Below are 18,965 nucleotides of genomic sequence, written 5' to 3'. Positions count from 1 at the left end.
TCATGAACGCCACCACCGGACCGAGCCCCGCGGGGGCGCTGCTGCTGTGCCGAGCCGATCCCCCCGCGGTCCGCCCGCCCGCCCAGCTCCTGCGGGAGGAGCTGCTCCTCGCCCCCGCCGGAGCCGACTGGAGCGTCCTCGTACCGGAGGGGAAGCCCTGGCAGGACGGCGAGGAGCCGGTCGAGCGGGTCGTCACCGGCTGGGCCACCGCCCTCGCCGTCTCCGCCGCCTCCTGGCCCGTCCTCGCCCTCTGGTGGGACGCCGACCGCGCCGGGGTCACCCTCGCCGCCGGCTTCCGCCGCACCGTCGGCTACACCTGGCTCGCGGACGGCACCCCGGTCGGCGAGGACGAGGCCATGCGGACCCTCGCCGACCGTCTCGCCCTCGACCCCGTGCTCGACGTCCAGGCCCTGGAGCCGCTCACCCTCCCCGACCCGGAGGCCGACTCCCGCACCCGGCTGCTCGGACTCGTCGCCGTCCTCGCCCGCACCGGCCTCGGCCTGCCGCCCGGCCTCGACCCCGGCGAGACCCCCGCCCGGCTCCGCGGGGCGGCCCTCGCGGCAGGTGCCGAGCAGCTCGCGTGGCCCGGCTGGCGCGACGCCGTCCGCGCCGAGCTCGACGTCGTGGAGGAGGGCCCCCTCGGCCCGTACCTGCGCGGCCCCCGGGCGCGCGTCCTGGGCGGCGCGCAGCTCGCCGCGGGCGTCCCGCTGCTCCTCTGGGGCCTCGGCCGCCGCAGCGGCGGCTGGGCCGCCGCGGGCGCCCTCCTCGTCGCCCACGGCGCCGCCGGCCTCGCCTACGACCGCCTGCGCGACCACTGACGCCACGGGGGCGCCCCCGGACGCCCCCGGACACGACGGTGCCCCCTTCCCGCGCGGGAAGGGGGCACCGTCACGTCACGGCTACTCGTCGTCCTCGTCCTCGTCGTCGAGGCGGGCCAGCCAGGTCGCGAGGCGCTCGACCGGCACCTCGAAGTCGGGGTTGAGATCGACGAAGGTCCGCAGCTGCTCGGCGAGCCACTCGAAGGTGACCTCCTCCTCGCCGCGCCGCTTCTCCAGTTCCTCGATGCCACGGTCGGTGAAGTACATGCGGTCCAGGATAGGCCCGCCCGGACACGCCGGAGGCCCGGCACCCCTGGTGGGGTGCCGGGCCTCCGCAGGAGGTGCCGACGTCAGGCGTCGAAGACCTCGCTGACCAGCTGCTGCTGCTCGGCCTGGTGGCGCTTGGCCGAGCCGACCGCCGGGGACGAGGAGTGCGGGCGGGAGATCCGGCGCAGGCGCTCGCCCGCCGGGATGTCCGCGCCGACCGCCAGGTCCAGGTGGTCGATCAGGTTGAGCGCGATGAACGGCCACGCACCCTGGTTCGCCGGCTCCTCCTGCGCCCAGATGTACTTCGCCGCGTTCGGGTACTTGGCGATCTCGGCCTGGAGCTCGGCACCCGGCAGCGGGTACAGGCGCTCCAGACGGATGATCGCGGTCTCCGTGTCGCCGCGCTTCTGCCGCTCGGCCTCCAGGTCGTAGTAGACCTTGCCGGCGCAGAAGACGACCTTGCGGACGTCGGCCGGGTCGACCGTCGAGTCGCCGATCACCGGGCGGAAGCCGCCGGTGGTGAACTCCTCCACCTTGGACGCCGCGGCCTTCAGGCGCAGCATCGACTTCGGGGTGAAGACGATGAGCGGCTTGTGGTGCGGGTTGTGGACCTGCCAGCGCAGCAGGTGGAAGTAGTTCGACGGCAGCGTCGGCATGGCGACCGTCATGTTGTCCTGGGCGCACATCTGGAGGAAGCGCTCCGGGCGGGCGGACGAGTGGTCCGGGCCCTGGCCCTCGTAGCCGTGCGGCAGGAGCAGGGTGACGCCGGAGGTCTGGCCCCACTTCTGCTCGGCCGAGGAGATGAACTCGTCGACGACGGTCTGCGCGCCGTTGACGAAGTCGCCGAACTGGGCCTCCCAGACGACCAGGGAGTCCGGGCGGGCCAGCGAGTAGCCGTACTCGAAGCCCATCGCCGCGTACTCGCTGAGCAGCGAGTCGTAGACGTTGAAGTGGGCCTGGTCCTCGGTCAGGTAGAGCAGCGGGGTGTAGTCCTCGCCGGTCTCCTGGTCGACCAGGACCGCGTGGCGCTGGCCGAAGGTGCCGCGGCGGGAGTCCTGGCCCGAGAGGCGGACCGGGGTGCCCTCCATCAGCAGGGAGCCGATGGCGAGGGTCTCGCCGAAGCCCCAGTCGATGGTGCCGTCGTCGATGGAGGCCGCGCGGCGCTGCATCTGCGGCAGCAGGCGGGAGTGGACCGTGATCCGCTCCGGGATGCTGACCTGCGACTCGGCGATCCGCTTCACGACCTCCTGGGAGACCGCGGTGGTGACGGCGACCGGGAACTCGGCCTGCGCGTCCGGGACCGTCGTCGCCGCCGGGGCGGCGGTGGCCTCGCGGACCTCCGCGAACACCTTCTCCAGCTGTCCCTGGAAGTCCTGGAGCGACTGCTCCGCCTCTTCGAGGGTGATGTCGCCGCGACCGATGAGGGACTCGGTGTACAGCTTGCGCACCGAGCGCTTCTTGTCGATCAGGTTGTACATCTGTGGGTTGGTGAACGACGGGTTGTCGCCCTCGTTGTGACCGCGGCGGCGGTAGCAGATGAGGTCGATCACGACGTCCTTGTTGAACGTCTGGCGGAACTCGAAGGCGAGCCGCGCCACGCGGACCACGGCCTCCGGGTCGTCGCCGTTCACGTGGAAGATCGGCGCCTCGATCATGCGGGCCACGTCGGTGGCGTACATGGAGGAGCGGGACGACTCGGGAGCCGCCGTGAAGCCGACCTGGTTGTTGATGACGATGTGGACCGTGCCGCCGGTGCGGTAGCCGCGCAGCTGCGACATGTTCAGGGTCTCGGCCACCACGCCCTGGCCCGCGAAGGCCGCGTCGCCGTGCAGGGCGACGGGCAGGACGGTGAAGTCCGTGCCGCCCTTGTTGATGACGTCCTGCTTGGCGCGGACGACGCCCTCCAGGACCGGGTCGACCGCCTCCAGGTGGGAGGGGTTGGCGACCAGGGAGACCCTGATCTCCTCGCCGTCGAGACCGGTGAAGGTGCCCTCGGCGCCCAGGTGGTACTTGACGTCGCCGGAGCCGTGCATCGACTTCGGGTCGAGGTTGCCCTCGAACTCGCGGAAGATCTGCGCGTACGACTTGCCCACGATGTTCGCGAGGACGTTGAGGCGGCCGCGGTGGGCCATGCCGATGACGACCTCGTCCAGGCGGGACTCGGCGGCGGAGTCGATGACCGCGTCGAGCAGCGGGATGACGGACTCGCCGCCCTCCAGGGAGAAGCGCTTCTGGCCGACGTACTTCGTCTGCAGGAAGGTCTCGAACGCCTCGGCCGCGTTCAGGCGGCGGAGGATGCGGAGCTGCTCCTCGCGCTCCACGCGCGCGTGGGGACGCTCGACGCGGTCCTGGATCCACTTGCGCTGCTTCGGGTCCTGGATGTGCATGAACTCGATGCCGGTGGTGCGGCAGTACGAGTCGCGCAGGACGCCGAGGATGTCGCGGAGCTTCATCATCGACTTGCCGGCGAAGCCGCCGACCGCGAACTCCCGCTCCAGGTCCCACAGGGTGAGGCCGTGCTCGGTGATGTCCAGGTCGGGGTGCTTGCGCTGCTTGTACTCCAGCGGGTCGGTGTCGGCCATGACGTGGCCGCGGACCCGGTAGGAGTGGATGAGCTCGAAGACGCGCGCGGCCTTGGTGACGTCGTCGTCGTGCGAGGCGTCGATGTCCTTGAGCCAGCGGACCGGCTCGTAGGGGATGCGCAGCGACTTGAAGATGTCGTCATAGAAGCCGCCCTCGCCGAGGAGGAGGTTGGCGACGATCCGCAGGAACTCGCCGGAGGCGGCGCCCTGGATGACCCGGTGGTCGTAGGTCGACGTCAGGGTCATGACCTTGGAGATGCCCAGCTTGTTCAGGGTGTCCTGCGACGTGCCCTGGAACTCGGCGGGGTAGTCCATCGAGCCGACGCCCATGATGACCGACTGCCCGGGCATCAGACGCGGCACGGAGTGGACCGTGCCGAGGCCGCCGGGGTTGGTCAGGGAGACGGTGACGCCGGAGAAGTCCTCCATCGTCAGCTTGCCCACGCGGGCGCGCTTGACGATGTCCTCGTACGCCTGCCAGAACTCGAAGAAGTTGAGCGTCTCGGCCTTCTTGATGCCCGCGACGACGAGCTGGCGGTCGCCGTTCGGCTTCACCAGGTCGATGGCGAGGCCGAAGTTCACGTGCTCCGGCTTGACCAGGGTCGGCTTGCCGTCCTTCTCCGCGAAGGAGTAGTTCATCGACGGCATGGCCTTGATCGCCTGCACCATGGCGTAGCCGATGAGGTGGGTGAAGGAGATCTTCCCGCCCCGGGCGCGCTTCAGGTGGTTGTTGATGACGATCCGGTTGTCGAAGAGCAGCTTCACCGGGACGGCGCGGACGGACGTGGCCGTCGGCACCTCCAGCGAGGCGTTCATGTTCTTCGCGACGGCGGCGGCCGGGCCGCGGAGCGTGACCAGCTCGGGACCGGCGGGCGCCTCGGCGGCCGGAGCGGCCTTGGCGGGCGCCGGAGCGGCGGCCGGGGCCGGCTTCACGGCGGCCGGAGCGGCCGCGGCGGGCTTCGCCGGGGCGGCGGGGGCCGCGGCCGGGGCGGCCGGGGCGGGCACGGCGGCCGGGGCGGCAGGTGCGGCCTGTGCGGGGCCCGCCTGCTGCGCCGCGGGCGCGGCCGGAGTGGTGGCGACCGGGGCGGACGGGGTCTCCGCCGCACCCGGCTTGTAGTCGGCGAAGAAGTCCCACCAGGCACGATCGACTGAATTCGGGTCCTGGAGGTACTGCTGGTAGATCTCGTCGACGAGCCACTCATTGGCGCCGAAGGCGGCTGCGGGGCTCACGCCACGCCCGTCTTGGTCGGCCGGGGAGCTCGGGGTACTGGGGGACTGAGACGACACGGCGGCAACCGCCCTCTTCCGCTTCGCAAGGTGATGGACAGCGGAAATAAAGGCTACGCCTGTCTCGGCGGGACGCGCAGGCCGGGCACTCCAACGTCGCGCAAGTCACACTTGACGGGGTGTTTCGGCACCGTGAATGGCGGGAAACAAGCGGGGTTCCGGATGTGTGAGGGTACAGAAAAGCACGGCTACGGCCCTCTTCGGCCGCACCCCTGACCACGTCCTGCCCGTGTACACGGAGAACGTTCGCTTCCGGTTCGAACCCTACGTCAATCGCGCGGGGGAAGGCTGCCCGGAAGGGTGACGCGGATGCGGCATCCGCGTGAGGATTCGGCCACGCCGATCCCGCCACCGTGCAGATCCACCGCCCAGCGGGCGATCGCCAGACCGAGCCCGGTGCCCCCGTCGCTCCCCGGCCCCTGCCGGTCCGGGGACGTCCCCCGGTTGAAGCGCTGGAAGACCTTGTGCCGCTCCGCCTCGGGGATGCCCGGGCCCTCGTCCTCGACCACCAGCTCCAGGGAGTCCGGGTACGGGCCGCGCCGGGCCCGCACCGTCACGCGCCCGTGCGGCGGCGAGTGCTTCACCGCGTTGTCGATCAGGTTCGCCATCACCTGGTGCAGCCGCTCCACGTCCGCGTACGCCGTCAGGTCGGACGGCTGCACCTCCAGGTGCAGGTGGACGTCCGTGCGCCGGTGCAGACCGGACGTCGACGGGAGCCCGCGCTGCGCGGCGGCCAGGTTCGCCTCCCGCAGCACCCCGGACAGATAGGGCCACACCTCGAAACGCCGCGCCCGGAGCTGTACGACACCGTTGTCGAGCCGTGACAGGTCGAGCAGCGTCTCCACCAGGCGGCCCAGCCGCTCGGTCTGCTTCAGCGCCGAGCGCATCGTCTCCGGATCGGCCTCCGAGACCCCGTCGACCACGTTCTCCAGCACCGCCCGCAGCGCCGCGATCGGCGTGCGCAGCTCGTGCGAGACGTTGGCGACCAGCTCCTTGCGGTGCCGGTCCACCGCCTCCAGGTCGTCCGCCATGCGGTTGATCGTCGAGGCCAGGTCGCCCAGCTCGTCGCGCCGGTCCGCGCCCCGCACCCGCCGCGACAGGTCCCCGCGCGAGATCGACCCCGCCACCGTGTTCATCTCGTCCAGCGGCGCCGTCAGCGACTGCGCCACGAACTGCGTGATCAGCAGCGTCGCGATCATCGCGAAGATCGTGATGTACCGGAACTCGGTGGACGTGCGGATCGCCACCAGAGCCAGTCCGGACGTCAGCAGCACCGCGCCGACGACCAGCGCCCCCAGCTTCGTCTTGATCGAGATCGCGATCCGGCGCCTGGACCCCCCCGGGCGCCGCGCCGGCCGGTTCACGACGCCGGGGTCTCCAGGGCGTACCCGACCCCGTGCACCGTACGGATCCGCTCCGCGCCGATCTTCCGGCGCAGCGCCTTGATGTGGCTGTCCACGGTCCGGGTGCCCGAGGCGTCCGCCCAGTCCCACACCTCGGCCAGCAGCTGCTCCCGGGAGAGCACCGCGCGCGGCGTGCCGGCCAGACAGACCAGCAGGTCGAACTCGGTCGGCGTCAGGTGCACGTCCTCGGACCGCACCCGGACCCGGCGCTGCGCGTGGTCGATCTCCAGCTCGCCCAGGCGCAGGATCCCGCTGCGCGGGGTGGCGGCGGCGAGCGCGGCCCGCTCCACCCGGCGCAGCAGCACGTGCACCCGGGCGGCCAGCTCGCGCATGGAGAAGGGCTTCGTCATGTAGTCGTCGGCGCCGACGCCGAGCCCGACCAGCATGTCGGTCTCGTCGTCCCGGGCGGTCAGCATCAGCACCGGCACCGGGCGCTGCGCCTGGACCCGGCGGCAGACCTCCAGGCCGTCGAAGCCGGGCAGCATCACGTCGAGGACCATCAGGTCCGGCTGCCACGCCTCGGCCGCCTCGACGGCCGCGGGGCCGTCCGTGGCCGTCTGGACGAGGAAGCCCTCGGCCCGCAGCCGGGCCGAGATCGCCTCCACGATCGTCGCGTCGTCCTCGACGACCAGGACGCGCCGCTGGGCCCCCGGAGTCGCCGCACCCTGGTGAGTGGTGTGTGTCTGCTCCATTGCCCCGCCTCGCGTCGCCGATGTCGGTGCAGCAGCCTAGAGGTACCGGCGGCGTCCAGGCTACGCAGGCCGGACGCCGAGGTGGACCACGTCGGGGACGCCCCGGGCAACCGGGATCTCTTCGGTCCGTACCCCGCTGAATCCGGCATTCCGCAAGGACTCTTCGAAATCGACGGACGGCCGGGCCGACCACACGGCGAGCACCCCGCCGGGATTCAGCCGGTCCGCGCAGGACGCCAATCCCCTTGTCCCGTAAAGGGATTCGTTGTCCTCGGTGACGGTCCAGTCCGGGCCGTTGTCGATGTCCAGGCAGAGCGCGTCGTACCGGTCGGTGGTGGTCTCCAGGTACGCCACCAGGTCCGTGTGCAGGATCACGGTCCGCTCGTCGGCGAGGGCGCGCCCGGAGATCGACGCGAGCGGTCCGCCGCGGTGCCAGTCGATGATCGCCTCCTCGCGCTCGACGACCGCGATGCGCCCCCAGCGGGGGTCGGCGGCGGCGTGCGCGAGGGAGAAGCCGACGCCGAGGCCGCCGATCAGCACGGCGGCGCCGGCCCTGGCCGGCTCGGGCAGCGCGTCCATCGCCGCGTCCACGAGCAGCCGCTCGGAGCGCCCGTCGGAGGTGTCCATCAGGAAGGTGCCGTTGGCGATGATCTCGAAGTCCTCGTCCCGGCGGCGCAGGACCACTTCGCCGTACGGGCCCACCCGGCGGTCGAGGGTGACGGGACTGTTCATGTGCGGTCACTCCGTGTCTCGTCGTGCGATACGCGTCGTCCCGGCCATCCTCGCCGAGCGCGGACGGCCGGGACAAACACGTTTCGCGGTCGCGGGGTGACGCTGTGGTCCCGCCGGGCGGCTACGGGCGGGGCGCCTCGCGCTCCACGTACCGCCGCACCGCCGTCAGCTCCCGGCGGGCGTCCACGGGGGTGCCGTAGGTGCGGTCCCAGGTGATCGGGGCGACGGTGACGTGCCCCTCGCCCAGCAGCCAGGTGGAGTCGGCGTCCGCGCGGCTCTCGGCGCACTCGCCCCCGCTCCCGCCCCCCTCGCACAGGCCCAGGGCGATGTCGAAGGTGTCGCCCGTTCCGCGCCGCTCGTACGCGTGGTACGCCACGGCCCCGTCGCCGACCCGGGTCCACACCGGCGCCCCCGCCTTCCGCCCGGCGCTCACGTCCGGGTAGTCGACCTTGAGCGCGAAGGCCGGGGTCAGCAGCCCGCGTTCCTTGAGCCCCGCGACGAACCGGGCCCCGAACTCGGCGTGCGCCCGGTAGTTCTCGCGCGGGAAGTACAGCTGGCTCTCGTCGCCGGAGGAGGAGAAGGCGAGGGCTGGGACGCCCTGGTCGATCGCGGCGACGGCCGCCCCGACGGTGCCCGAGTCGTTGACGCTCGCGGCGACGTTCGGGCCCGAGTTGATGCCGGTGAGCACCAGGTCGGGGCCGTCCTTCCAGCCGGCCTTCGCCGCCAGACCGCCGCGCAGGGCCAGCTTCACCGTGTCCGCCGGGGTCGCGCCGGGAGAGTCGGGCGCGCAGCCGTCCTCGCCGAGGCAGACGCCGAAGACCGCGCCCCCGGAGGGCGCGCCCGCGCAGTCGCCGCCGTACCCGGCGGGCAGGGCGGTGCGGCGCTGCACGGTGAGGGCCCCGCCGTTGGTCACGGCCGTGCCCTTGCCGGACTGCACCTGCCAGGGGGCCATCACCACGACGTCCGCCCCGGCGGCGCACATCGCCCGGCGGAGCTCGTACAGGCCCATGCCGTCGGAGTTGCTCGCCTTGGCGGCCCGCATGGAGTCGTCGTTGGAGAGGAGGATCCGCATCCCGGCGAGCGGCCGGGGCGTGCCCCGCTCCACGCCGGGCGTCGTCGCCGAGGCGGTGGCGACGGCGGTGGCGCCCAGGCCGGCGAGTACGGCGGCTGCTGCGGTCAGCACGAGGGAGCGGCGCATGGCGGTGCGTCCTTTCATGGGCATGACAGGTTGAGGAGGGGACCCGGGGCCCGGCCCCCCACGGGCGGGCCCCGGATCGCGCGGGGCGTCAGGTCCCCGCGGTCTGTGGTCGGATCCAGGATTCGGATCCAAGATTCGGATCCAAGATCCAAGATCCAAGATCCAAGATCCAAGATCCAAGATCCTGGATCTCGGATCCGACATCCGACATCCGACATCCGACATCCGATGTCCGATGTCCGATGTCCGATGTCCAGTGTTCGATGTCCAGCTTTTGTGCGGTTGGTTCGCCGGTCAGAGTTCCAGGCCGTGCCCGTGCGGGAAGACCGGGTCCGCCGTGCCGTCGGGGCGGGAGGCGCGGACGGCGTCCATCGAGCGCGGGAGTTCGAAGGGGAGGCGGCCTTCGGGGCGGGTGGCGTCCTGATGGGGGTGCACCGCTTCCGTACCTGCCTTTCCTGACGGGGTGCCGGCGGTGGAGCCGGGGGTGGCGCCGGCTGCGGCGGGCTCAGGCTAAGCGCGAAAACCGAGTGGGCACTAGGTTTGTTATCTGTGAGCTGGATCACAGGTCGGAGGGGGTGGAGGGGGCGGGGTCTAGGGTGGCCCCATGCCGGAGAAGAAGGTCGCAGTGACCGCCAAAAGCGCAGGTCGTGGCAGTTATGCCGTGGGGGACGCGCGCCGTCGGCTGATCCTGGACACCGCCGTCGACCACTTCGGGAAGTGGGGCTTCCACGCCTCCTCCCTCGCCCGCATCGCCCACGACTGCGGCATCACCCAGGGCGGCCTGCTGCACCACTTCCGCAGCAAGGAGGACCTGCTCCTCTCGGTCCTCGCGCAGAGCGAGGAGTACGACGTCGCGCGGCTCTCCGGCGCGGAACCGGAGTCGTACGCGGCCTATCTCGACGCGCTGGTCGACCTGGTCGAGGAGAACACCCGGCGCCCCGGCATCGTCCGCATGTTCAACGTCCTCGTCGGCGAGTCCGGGAACGCCGGGCACCCCGCCCACGCGCACTTCAAGGAGCGGTACGCGCGCGTGCTCGCGCACGGCGTCGAGCGCCTGGAGGCGGCCGTCCGGAGCGGCGAGCTCCGCCCCGACACCGACTGCGCGGGCGTCGCCCGCGAGTGCCTGGCCGTCATGGACGGCCTCCAGATCCAGTGGGCCCTGGACCCGGGCTCCCTCGACATGCCCGCCCGGGTAAGGGACTACCTCCGCCGCCAGTACGCGGCGATCCGCGCCACGGGGGAGTGACCCCCGCGCGGCCCCGCGGTCAGGGCGACGTCGGCGGACCGCCCTCGGGAAGGGCGTCGAAGACGCGCTGGAGCGCGGCGGGCCGGTCGCGGTCGCCCGCCACGACGAGCCGGTCGTCGTAGGTCACGGCGTACTCGAACCCGTCGTGGACGGGCGTCCCCTCCGGCCGGTCGGGCACGCGCGCGTAGGCGGGGTCCTGGAGGGCGGCGCGGAGTTCGGCCAGCTCGGCGGCGCCCATCCGCCCGGTGCGCGTGCTCCCCGACCGGGACCGGACGCTCCACCCCCCGTCCTCGTGCACCACGAGCCGGTTGTCGACCCCCGCGAACCCGCCCGTCACCCCGACCTCCACCAGAACGGCCCCGGACCGGGGATCCGTCGCGGAAGCGGAAGCCGAAGGGGAACCCGAGGCGGATGCCGATGCCGACGCCGACCCCGAAGCGGATGAAGAAGCAGAAGCAGAAGCCGATGAAGAAGCAGAAGCAGAAGCAGAAGCAGAAGCGGAAGTAGAAGCAGAAGCCGACGTCGACGCGGGCGTCGAGGCACTCGCCGTGCTCCCGCCCCCGTCCGCCGGAGGCCCGTCCGCGTCCGCGCATCCCGTCGCGCCGAGGACCAGCGCCGTCACCAGTCCCGGCACCGCCGCCCAGGCCCGCCCCCGCGCTCGTACCCGCCCGCGCTCCGCCGCGCGTTCCGTGTCCACGTCGTCCATGCGCCCGAGCATGCCCGTCCCCGGGTTCCGGCGCAGCCGGAACGCGCGGACGGGGCCGCGGTTCGATCGATTCGCCGCCCCTCCCCGCTTGATCGCTCAGAGCGAACAGGTGGTGGGGAACATTCACGGGCTCACATGCATTGAGTCGGCATAGCTCAACTTGACTGCCGAAGGGGAGATCATGGCTTCTGAGTCCAAGCCGTCCGTGCCGCTGACGCTGCCTGTGCTGCCGCTCGACGACGAGGTCGTGCTGCCCGGCATGGTGGTGCCGCTGGACCTGTCCGACAACGACGTGCGGGCCGCGGTCGAGGCCGCGCAGGCCGCTGCCCGGGAGGGCGCGGGGAAGCCGCGGGTGCTTCTGGTGCCGCGGGTGGACGGGACGTACGCCGCGACGGGCGTGCTCGGGATCGTGGAACAGGTCGGGCGGCTGTCCGACGGCGATCCGGGCGCCCTCATCCGGGGCATCGGGCGGGTGCGCATCGGGGCCGGCACGACCGGGCCCGGCGGCGCCCTGTGGGTCGAGGGGACGGTCGTCGAGGAGACCGTGCCCGACCCGCTGCCCGGCGCCGTGACCGAGCTGGTCACGGAGTACAAGGCGCTCGCCACCACCTGGCTGAAGAAGCGCGGCGCCTGGCAGGTCGTCGACCGCGTCCAGCAGATCGACGGCGTCGGCGCCCTCGCCGACAACTCCGGTTACTCGCCCTTCCTCACCGTCGAGCAGAAGGTCGCGCTCCTGGAGACCGCCGACCCGGTCGCCCGCCTCAAGCTCGCCACCGCCCAGCTCCGCGAGCACCTCGCCGAGCAGGACGTCGCCGAGACCATCGCCAAGGACGTCCAGGAGGGCGTCGACAAGCAGCAGCGCGAGTTCCTGCTCCGCCGCCAGCTCGAAGCCGTCCGCAAGGAGCTGCGCGAGCTGAGCGGGGAGAAGGACGGCGAGGGGTCCGACGACTACCGCGCACGCGTGGAGGCCGCAGACCTGCCCGAGCAGGTCCGCGAGGCCGCGCTCAAGGAGGTCGAGAAGCTGGAGCGGTCCAGCGACCAGTCGCCCGAGGGCTCCTGGATCAGGACCTGGCTCGACACCGTCCTCGAACTGCCGTGGAACGAGCGGACCGAGGACCGGTACGACATCCGGGGCGCCCGGGCCGTCCTGGACGCCGAGCACTTCGGCCTGGAGGACGTGAAGGAGCGCATCACCGAGTACCTGGCCGTGCGCAAGCGGCGCTCCGAGCGCGGGCTCGGCGTCGTCGGCGGCCGGCGCGGCGGTGCCGTGCTCGCCCTGGTCGGCCCGCCCGGCGTCGGCAAGACCTCGCTCGGCGAGTCCGTCGCCCACGCCATGGGACGGAAGTTCGTCCGCGTCGCCCTCGGCGGCGTACGGGACGAGGCCGAGATCCGCGGCCACCGGAGGACGTACGTGGGCGCCCTGCCCGGCCGGATCGTCCGCGCGATCAAGGAGGCCGGGTCCATGAACCCGGTGGTCCTCCTGGACGAGATCGACAAGGTCGGCTCCGACTTCCGGGGCGACCCCGCCGCCGCCCTGCTCGAAGTCCTCGACCCGGCGCAGAACCACACCTTCCGCGACCACTACCTGGAGGTCGAGCTCGACCTCAGCGACGTGGTGTTCCTGGCCACGGCCAACGTCCTCGAAGCCATCCCGGAGGCCCTGCTCGACCGCATGGAGCTGGTCCGCCTCGACGGCTACACCGAGGACGAGAAGGTCGTCATCGCCCGTGACCACCTGCTGCCCCGGCAGCTGGAGCGGGCCGGTCTGGAGACCGGCGAGGTGACCCTCGACGAGGCCGCGCTGCGCAAGCTGGCCGGCGAGTACACCCGGGAAGCCGGCGTCCGCACCCTGGAGCGGGCCGTCGCCCGGCTGCTCCGCAAGGTCGCGGCCCAGCACGAACTGGGCGACCGGGAGCTGCCGTTCACGGTCACGCCCGAGGACCTGCGGGACCTCATCGGCAGGCCGCACCACGTGCCCGAGTCCGCCCAGGACCCGGCGGAGCGGCGCACGGCCGTGCCCGGTGTCGCCACCGGCCTGGCCGTGACCGGCGCGGGCGGCGACGTCCTCTTCGTGGAGGCGTCCCTCGCCGACCCGGAGACCGGCGGCGCCGGGCTGACCCTCACCGGCCAGCTGGGCGACGTGATGAAGGAGTCCGCGCAGATCGCGCTCTCCTTCCTCCGCTCGCACGGCGCGGAGCTGGAACTGCCCGTCACCGGTCTGAAGGACCGCGGCGTGCACGTCCACTTCCCGGCGGGCGCGGTCCCGAAGGACGGTCCGAGCGCGGGCATCACCATGACGACCGCGCTGGCCTCGCTGCTCAGCGGCCGGCTGGTCCGCACCGACGTGGCCATGACCGGCGAGGTCTCCCTCACCGGCCGGGTGCTGCCCATCGGCGGCCTGAAGCAGAAGCTGCTCGCCGCGCACCGGGCCGGCATCACCACGGTGGTCATCCCCAAGCGGAACGAGGCCGACCTGGACGACGTCCCGGCCGAGGTCCTGGAGAAGCTGGAGGTCCACCCGGTGACGGACGTCCGCCAGGTCCTGGAGATCGCCCTGGCCCCGGCGGAGGTCCCGGTCGCGGTGGCCGCCTGAGCCCGGTGGCACACGAGGGGCCCTCGGTACGCGCACGCGCGCGTACCGAGGGCCCCTCGCGTCATGCGCGCCGGAAGCCGCACACCCCTTGCCCGGAGCCGTACCCCCTTGCCCCGGAGCCGTACTCTCCGTCACGCCGGAGCCGTACGCGCCGTCACGTCGGAAGCCGTGCGCCCCCTCAGGCCGGAGTCGTGCGCCGTACCGCCTCGACGATCACCGAGGTCAGGGAGGGGTCGCCGGCGTGGGCGGCGCGCTGGAGGTCCGCGCCGGTGCCGCGGGCCAGCAGCCGTTCCACCCCGGCCTCGGCGCGCTCGCGGTCGCCCGCGTCCTCCAGGGCCGGGCGCACGTGGTCGAGGAGGGCGCGCAGCACCTCGCCGGCCGGGGCCGGGCGCCAGCTCCGGGGGTCGAGGAGCTCGCCGCCGAGCCCGTACCGGCTGGCCCGCCAGGCCGCGAGGCGCAGCACCACCGTGGACACGGGGTCGGGGAGCCGGCCCTGCCGCCACTCCCGCGCCGCGGTCTCCACCAGGGCGCGGCTCAGCACGGCCAGGACGACCGTGTCCTCGACGTCCAGGCAGACGTCGCCGACCCGGATCTCCACCGTGGGGTAGCGGCGGGAGAGCCGGGCGTCGAAGTAGACCATGTGGTCGTCGATCAGCACGTCGCTGGCGAGCATCTCCCGCGTGGTCCGCTCGTACGCCTCCACGTCCCCGTACAGCTCGCTCGGACCGGACATCGGCCAGCGCTGCCACAGCTGGTGGCGCCAGCTGGCGTAGCCGGTGTCGACGCCCTGGCAGTAGGGGGAGTTGGCGCTGAGCGCGAGGAGCGGGGCGAGCCACGGCCGGATCCGGTCGAGGACGCCCACCCCCTCCTCGGGCGAGGAGAGGTGGACGTGGACGTGGCAGGCGCAGGCGAACTCCTCGTCCACCAGGTGGGCGTAGCGGTCGTGGATCCGCCGGTAGCGGTCGTCGGGGGTGAGCAGCGGACCGAAGTCCACGGGGGCGGTCGCGAGCGCCGCGACGGCCACTCCGGCCTCCCCGGCCGCCGCGGCGGCGGCGAGCCTCGCCCGCCGCAGCTGGTCGGCGAGCTGGGAGGTGGTGGTGCAGGGGGCGGTGCCGATCTCCAGCTGCTCGGAGTACAACTCGGGTTTCGCGGGCTCCGGGCCCTCGGTCCGCGGCCCGGCGTCGGCGTGCCAGGCGGCGATCTCGGTGACGGTGCCGGCGAGGGGCTGGGGGAGTCCGGTCTGGGGATCGACCAGGAGGAGCTCCTCCTCCACTCCGAACGTGCGCAGCCCTTCCCCGCGGTGGTAGATCCACCGCTGCTGGTTCCGCATGGAGCGCTCTCCTTCACGGGCGGACGGTGGTGCGCTGACGGTCGTTCGAACAGACTTTTCAGCAAGGCTGTCCACGAACCGACCGGCTTCCACCCGTCTCCGCACAGATGGCGCGAAGTCGCCCCCCGGAACGGATTCCGGGGGGCGAGGCGGCGGGAGGGGGGCGGGTTTCCCCGGGGTCGCCGGAGGGGTGGGCGGACCCCCGTCCCGCCCTCCCCTCCCGCCGGCCTCCGCCTCCTAGGAGGCGGAGGAGTCGCGGCGGCGGCCCAGGAGCAGGCTGCCCGCGCCGAAGACGGCGAGGGCGCCGGCGCCGGCCAGGGCCAGCGGCAGCGGGGAGGCCGGGACCTCGGCCGCCTCCGCGGAGAGCGCCGGCGGCTGCTCGTCGCCGCCGTGACCGGCGTGGCTCACCGTGGACAGCTGGGCTCCGGCGGCCAGTTCGGCCTCGGTCGGGGCCTCCGCCTTCAGCGCGGCGGGGGCCGCGGCGGCGGTGCCGAAGGTGACGTCCGAGCAGCTGTAGAACGCCTCGGGGCTGTCGTTGCGCTGCCACACCATGTAGACGACGTGGCGGCCGGAGCGGGCCGGGAGGTTGCCGGTGAAGGCGTAGTAGCCGTCGGTGGCGGTGCGGGTGGTGTTGTACACCGCGACCGGGGTGGTGTCGAGGTCGGCCCACTTCAGCGGCTGCGTCGGGTCGAAACCGGCCTTGGTGATGTACATCGTCATGGTGCCGGAGTGGGCGGCGGTGGCGCGGATCTTGAAGCCGAAGGAGCCGGCGGAGACGGCGGTGGCGGGCCAGTCGGTGCGCGCCCAGTCCAGGGCCCGGTACTTCGCGCGGTTCGCCGAGCAGAGCTTGCCGTCCGGGATGAGGGCCTTGTGGTTGCCGTCGGCGTTGGCGATGTTGACCTCGTTCCAGTCGTAGAGCGGCTGGGTGCCGGAGTCGGCGACGAGGTCCTTGCACACCTGCGAGTCGGGGCTCTCGGGGCCCTCGGCGTAACACGCGGCGATCCGGCTCACGGGGTTGAAGACGGCTCCGTGGGCGGCGGCGGTGGTGGGGGTGAGGCCGACGAGGGCGGCCGCGGCGGACAGGGCTGCGACGCCGGCGGCGGTACGGCGGGTGGACGGCATGCGAGGGCTCTCTCTCGTGCGTGGGGGGAGTACGGAACGAGCAACGCGCGCGGGGCACACGGAAGTTGAATTCCGGGCGACCGGGTAGAGACTCGCATTGGTCCATACCAATGGGCAAGGGGGTGTGCGGAAAAAGCCCCTGAGCACGCGGAACGGCGGTCCCGGGGTGCCGCCGCACCCCTGGAACCGCCGTTCTCGCCGCGGACGTCAGCCGTTCGCGAGCGCCTGGACCCGCGAGAGGTCGCCGTTGAAGTGGTTGTGGTCGCCGACCGTCGGACCGGACGAGGTGTACTGCCAGATCGTGTAGTACGGCCAGCCGGCCGGGAGTTCGCCGACCTCGGAGGCGTAGCGCGCGACCCACAGCGGGTTGGTGGTGCCGAAGCCGGAGTAGTTGCCGGTGCACTGCTTCCACCAGCTGGTCGCGGTGTAGATGACGGCGTCGCGGCCGGTGCGGGCCTTGTAGCGGGTCACGAAGTCGCGGATCCAGGCGACCATCCCGGCCTGGGTCTTGCCGTAGCAGGTGGCGCCGTACGGGTTCCACTCGATGTCGAGCACGCCCGGCAGGGTCTTCCCGTCCTTGGACCAGCCGCCGCCGTTGTTGACGAAGTAGTCGGCCTGGGCGGTGCCGGTCGTCGTGTCCGGGGTGGCGAAGTGGTACGTGCCCCGGATCATGCCGACGTTGTAGGAGCCGGTGTACTGCTGGTTGAAGTAGGTGTTCTTGTAGTACGTGCCCTCGGTCGCCTTGACGTAGGCCCACTTGACGCCGCTGTTCCACAGCGTGGACCAGGCGACGTTGCCCTGGTGGCTGGCGACGTCGACGCCCTCGGTCCAGCCGGCGAGGGCCGAGACCCCGCCGGGGGCGACCGGTCCCCGTCCGTCGTGCTCCAGGACGCCCATCCCCATGTGGGCGGTGCCGCGGGCGGGGACGGCGGAGGCGCGGGCGCCGGGGTCGGCGGCGGAGGCCGGGCCGGCGAGGGCGAGGGGGAGGGCGAGGGCGGTGGCGGCGAGGCCGGCGAGCAGGGTGGTGGGGACGGATCTGTGCACACGCATGGGGTGACTCCCGGGGGGTCGTGGGGGTGGTGTGGACATGTCAGTCACGTGCTCGGCGGTGACTCTACGCACGTAGAACCGCGCCGTGGAAGAGGGTCCGGGTTCCGCCGTTGGTCTACTCCTGCGAAATACTGAAGGAGCTGCGGAGATGCCCGCCGCGGCGGGAAACTTTCAGCCGACGAAACACGCGTGGGAGGTGCGGGCGTGCGCGCAGGCGGTACGACCGGTGAAGACGGCGCCACGCCGGGGGAAACCCCCGCCGAGCGGGAGTTCCTGGCCCTGGAGCGCGAACTCGCCGTCTTCCTGCGCCGGGCCCGCGCCCAGTCCGGCGAGATGGCCCGCGAGGTCCACCCGGAGCTGGAGTCCTCCGCGTACGGCCTCTTCGTCCGGCTGGACGACGCCGGGCCCCAGCGCGCCACCGAGCTCTCCGCCTACTTCGGCGTCGGCAAGGCCACCATGAGCCGCCAGCTGCGCGCCCTCGAACAGCTCGGCCTGGTCGCCCGCGACCCCGACCCGGCGGACGGCCGCGCCTCCCTGGTCCGGCTCACCGACGAGGGTCGCGACCGCTTCCGGCACGTCCGCGACGCCCGCCGCGAGCGCTACGTCCGCAAGCTCGCCGACTGGGACCGCGCCGAGGTCGCCGAACTGGCCCGGCTCCTCAACCACTTCAACCGGCGCTCCGAGGGCTGAGCGCCGCCGGGGGAGGCCGCCGGCCCGCCCCCGGACCCCAGAAGAACGCCCCGCACCCGGCCACCGCCCGGGGAGAGCTCCCAGCGGGCCGGCGTCCGGGCCCCTGCGGGTCGCCGTCCGGGAGCGCCCCCTGCGGCCCCCTGCGGATCGCCCTCCGCGGACCGCCCTCCGCGGGCCACCGTCCGGAAGTCCCCCTACGGACCGCTCTCCGGAAGTCCCTGCGGGCAGCCGTCCGGGAGTCCCCCCTACGGGCCCGCCGTTCAGGAGAACGCCACGTACACGGCCGTCGCGTCGTCGTGGAGCTTCCAGCGGTGCGCGCCGCCCGCCGCCGCGTCGGCCGTCTCCAGCTCCCGGACCCGCCGCAGCAGCCCGGCCGCCCCCTCCTTCGCCAGGACGCCGGCGCACTCCGCCCAGTCGCCCGCGCCGAACAGCTCCACCCAGCGGCTCGCCCCGTCGGTGAGCCCCGCGAGCGCCCGCACCTCCGCCCTCGGGGTCGTACCGGTCACCGCCCGCTCCGCCACCGAGGGATCGGCGGCGGCCGTGAAGAAGCCGCCCTCGCTGTTCCGCAGCCGGTCGGTGGCCTCGTGCGAGCGCAGCACCTCGCGGGGGACCCGGTCCAGCCGGTCGTCCCGCACCGTCCGGACCGCGCCGTCCGGCGCCTGGAGCAGCAGCACCGCGTCGGACAGGACCAGGTGCTCGACCGAGGCCGCGTCCCAGCGCGCGAGGGCCACCGTCGCCTGTGGAGTACGTACGTGAGAAAGGTCACAGGTGTCTGCGTGGAGTCCCGCGGTGCGCCGGATTGCCCGCGACAGGATCTCGGACAGCGTCAGATCGGGGCGGGAAGCGGACAGTTCGGTCAAAGCGCCGCCGAGGCGGGTGGTGAACCACGGCACCGTGTGCACACAACCGTCATCACCCGCCGGGGGCGTGACCCCGTCGAGGACGACGAGCGTCCCCCCGCCGCCCGACGCGGGCAGGGCCGTGGCCGCCCAGTCCTCGTTGGGGCGTTCGGGGCTCCCGGGCAGGGTGGCGACCTCGCTGCGCATGATGTCCAGTGTGCCCGGTCCACAGGGCGCCTTCACAACACCTGCAAAGGGCCGAAAATGGCCTGTACCAACCGGCCCTTGCCGGTCACGGAGGCGGAACCGCCAGCTCCGGGAAGCTGCGGGCGGGCATCCTGCCAAAGCCCGCCCCGAAGATCCAGCCGGGGCCCGTCCGGGGCCCCCGGCGGGCCCCGGCGGAAGTTGTT

Annotated in this window: 16 protein-coding genes; 4 read left to right on the top strand and 12 right to left on the bottom strand. The window is 72.9% G+C overall.

The genetic code is table 11. The features are described from left to right. Window positions 1-2: 2 nt before the first annotated feature. A complete protein-coding gene (locus IE326_RS05840) occupies window positions 3-818 on the top strand; it encodes a hypothetical protein (protein WP_150231633.1) in 816 nt (271 codons plus the stop codon). An 81-nt stretch (window positions 819-899) separates the two neighbouring features. Here the strand turns inward: IE326_RS05840 and IE326_RS05835 are convergent, their stop codons facing one another. The 7 genes from IE326_RS05835 to IE326_RS05805 form a co-directional block, all read right to left on the bottom strand. Then, window positions 900-1,085 (bottom strand): DUF6104 family protein, encoded by a 186-nt coding sequence (locus IE326_RS05835; protein WP_007266501.1) that lies wholly within the window; start codon window positions 1,083-1,085, stop codon window positions 900-902. 83 nt (window positions 1,086-1,168) lie between these two features. Beyond that, the gene (locus IE326_RS05830; RefSeq protein WP_150231635.1) at window positions 1,169-4,954 is read right to left on the bottom strand and encodes a multifunctional oxoglutarate decarboxylase/oxoglutarate dehydrogenase thiamine pyrophosphate-binding subunit/dihydrolipoyllysine-residue succinyltransferase subunit; all 3,786 of its coding nucleotides are present in this window, start codon (window positions 4,952-4,954) and stop codon (window positions 1,169-1,171) included. Window positions 4,955-5,223: 269 nt separating this feature from the next. Next, window positions 5,224-6,318, bottom strand: a complete 1,095-nt coding sequence (locus tag IE326_RS05825) for a HAMP domain-containing sensor histidine kinase (RefSeq protein WP_190040984.1) — start codon at window positions 6,316-6,318, stop codon at window positions 5,224-5,226. Further along, on the bottom strand, window positions 6,315-7,049 hold the full coding sequence (locus IE326_RS05820; RefSeq protein WP_030756986.1) for a response regulator transcription factor: 735 nt from the start codon (window positions 7,047-7,049) through the stop codon (window positions 6,315-6,317). Before IE326_RS05820 ends, IE326_RS05825 begins: the two co-directional genes overlap by 4 nt. A gap of 60 nt (window positions 7,050-7,109) precedes the next feature. Then, window positions 7,110-7,781 carry a spermidine synthase family protein gene (locus IE326_RS05815; RefSeq protein ID WP_150231637.1) on the bottom strand — a complete coding sequence of 224 codons (672 nt, stop codon included), beginning with the start codon at window positions 7,779-7,781 and terminating at the stop codon, window positions 7,110-7,112. A gap of 121 nt (window positions 7,782-7,902) precedes the next feature. Beyond that, complete coding sequence (gene surE, locus IE326_RS05810; RefSeq protein ID WP_229915212.1) at window positions 7,903-8,997, bottom strand: 5'/3'-nucleotidase SurE; 1,095 nt, start codon at window positions 8,995-8,997, stop codon at window positions 7,903-7,905. A gap of 276 nt (window positions 8,998-9,273) precedes the next feature. After that, window positions 9,274-9,414, bottom strand: a complete 141-nt coding sequence (locus tag IE326_RS05805) for a hypothetical protein (protein WP_190042293.1) — start codon at window positions 9,412-9,414, stop codon at window positions 9,274-9,276. 169 nt (window positions 9,415-9,583) lie between these two features. Between IE326_RS05805 and IE326_RS05800 the strand changes: the two genes are divergently transcribed. Then, window positions 9,584-10,225, top strand: coding sequence for a TetR/AcrR family transcriptional regulator (locus IE326_RS05800; protein WP_190040982.1), 642 nt, complete (start codon window positions 9,584-9,586; stop codon window positions 10,223-10,225). 19 nt (window positions 10,226-10,244) lie between these two features. Here the strand turns inward: IE326_RS05800 and IE326_RS05795 are convergent, their stop codons facing one another. Further along, window positions 10,245-10,562 carry a hypothetical protein gene (locus IE326_RS05795; RefSeq protein WP_190040981.1) on the bottom strand — a complete coding sequence of 106 codons (318 nt, stop codon included), beginning with the start codon at window positions 10,560-10,562 and terminating at the stop codon, window positions 10,245-10,247. Between the two features lie 550 nt (window positions 10,563-11,112). On the opposite strand from IE326_RS05795, the gene lon reads away from it, so the two are divergent. Continuing rightward, the gene (lon, locus tag IE326_RS05790) at window positions 11,113-13,524 is read left to right on the top strand and encodes an endopeptidase La (protein ID WP_150231643.1); all 2,412 of its coding nucleotides are present in this window, start codon (window positions 11,113-11,115) and stop codon (window positions 13,522-13,524) included. A 178-nt stretch (window positions 13,525-13,702) separates the two neighbouring features. Here the strand turns inward: lon and IE326_RS05785 are convergent, their stop codons facing one another. The 3 genes from IE326_RS05785 to IE326_RS05775 form a co-directional block, all read right to left on the bottom strand. Then, a complete protein-coding gene (locus IE326_RS05785; RefSeq protein WP_190040980.1) occupies window positions 13,703-14,854 on the bottom strand; it encodes a carboxylate-amine ligase in 1,152 nt (383 codons plus the stop codon). 237 nt (window positions 14,855-15,091) lie between these two features. Next, window positions 15,092-15,976: a lytic polysaccharide monooxygenase auxiliary activity family 9 protein gene (locus tag IE326_RS05780; RefSeq protein ID WP_190040979.1), complete on the bottom strand. Its 885-nt coding sequence runs from the start codon at window positions 15,974-15,976 to the stop codon at window positions 15,092-15,094. 207 nt (window positions 15,977-16,183) lie between these two features. Further along, window positions 16,184-17,026: a lysozyme gene (locus tag IE326_RS05775; RefSeq protein ID WP_150231649.1), complete on the bottom strand. Its 843-nt coding sequence runs from the start codon at window positions 17,024-17,026 to the stop codon at window positions 16,184-16,186. Window positions 17,027-17,230: 204 nt separating this feature from the next. On the opposite strand from IE326_RS05775, the gene IE326_RS05770 reads away from it, so the two are divergent. Then, entirely contained in the window at window positions 17,231-17,716 is a 486-nt protein-coding gene (locus IE326_RS05770) for a MarR family winged helix-turn-helix transcriptional regulator (protein WP_150231652.1), read from the top strand. A gap of 260 nt (window positions 17,717-17,976) precedes the next feature. Here IE326_RS05770 and IE326_RS05765 read toward each other — a convergent pair whose 3' ends face one another. Beyond that, window positions 17,977-18,762: a hypothetical protein gene (locus IE326_RS05765; RefSeq protein ID WP_190040978.1), complete on the bottom strand. Its 786-nt coding sequence runs from the start codon at window positions 18,760-18,762 to the stop codon at window positions 17,977-17,979. Between the last annotated feature and the right edge of the window lie 203 nt (window positions 18,763-18,965).

It is taken from the genome of Streptomyces filamentosus, assembly GCF_014654895.1.
Lineage (GTDB): Bacteria > Actinomycetota > Actinomycetes > Streptomycetales > Streptomycetaceae > Streptomyces > Streptomyces filamentosus.
This window is presented reverse-complemented; position numbering and strand designations above follow the sequence as displayed.

What these genes read in the sequence shown, in the direction of transcription:
- IE326_RS05840 (WP_150231633.1), top strand. Translation starts at nt 3, where the DNA reads ATGAACGCCACCACCGGACCGAGCCCCGCGGGGGCGCTGCTGCTGTGC.
- IE326_RS05835 (WP_007266501.1), bottom strand. Translation starts at nt 1,085, where the DNA reads ATGTACTTCACCGACCGTGGCATCGAGGAACTGGAGAAGCGGCGCGGC.
- IE326_RS05820 (WP_030756986.1), bottom strand. Translation starts at nt 7,049, where the DNA reads ATGGAGCAGACACACACCACTCACCAGGGTGCGGCGACTCCGGGGGCC.
- IE326_RS05815 (WP_150231637.1), bottom strand. Translation starts at nt 7,781, where the DNA reads ATGAACAGTCCCGTCACCCTCGACCGCCGGGTGGGCCCGTACGGCGAA.
- surE (WP_229915212.1), bottom strand. Translation starts at nt 8,997, where the DNA reads ATGAAAGGACGCACCGCCATGCGCCGCTCCCTCGTGCTGACCGCAGCA.
- IE326_RS05800 (WP_190040982.1), top strand. Translation starts at nt 9,584, where the DNA reads ATGCCGGAGAAGAAGGTCGCAGTGACCGCCAAAAGCGCAGGTCGTGGC.
- lon (WP_150231643.1), top strand. Translation starts at nt 11,113, where the DNA reads ATGGCTTCTGAGTCCAAGCCGTCCGTGCCGCTGACGCTGCCTGTGCTG.
- IE326_RS05785 (WP_190040980.1), bottom strand. Translation starts at nt 14,854, where the DNA reads ATGCGGAACCAGCAGCGGTGGATCTACCACCGCGGGGAAGGGCTGCGC.
- IE326_RS05780 (WP_190040979.1), bottom strand. Translation starts at nt 15,976, where the DNA reads ATGCCGTCCACCCGCCGTACCGCCGCCGGCGTCGCAGCCCTGTCCGCC.
- IE326_RS05775 (WP_150231649.1), bottom strand. Translation starts at nt 17,026, where the DNA reads ATGCGTGTGCACAGATCCGTCCCCACCACCCTGCTCGCCGGCCTCGCC.
- IE326_RS05765 (WP_190040978.1), bottom strand. Translation starts at nt 18,762, where the DNA reads ATGCGCAGCGAGGTCGCCACCCTGCCCGGGAGCCCCGAACGCCCCAAC.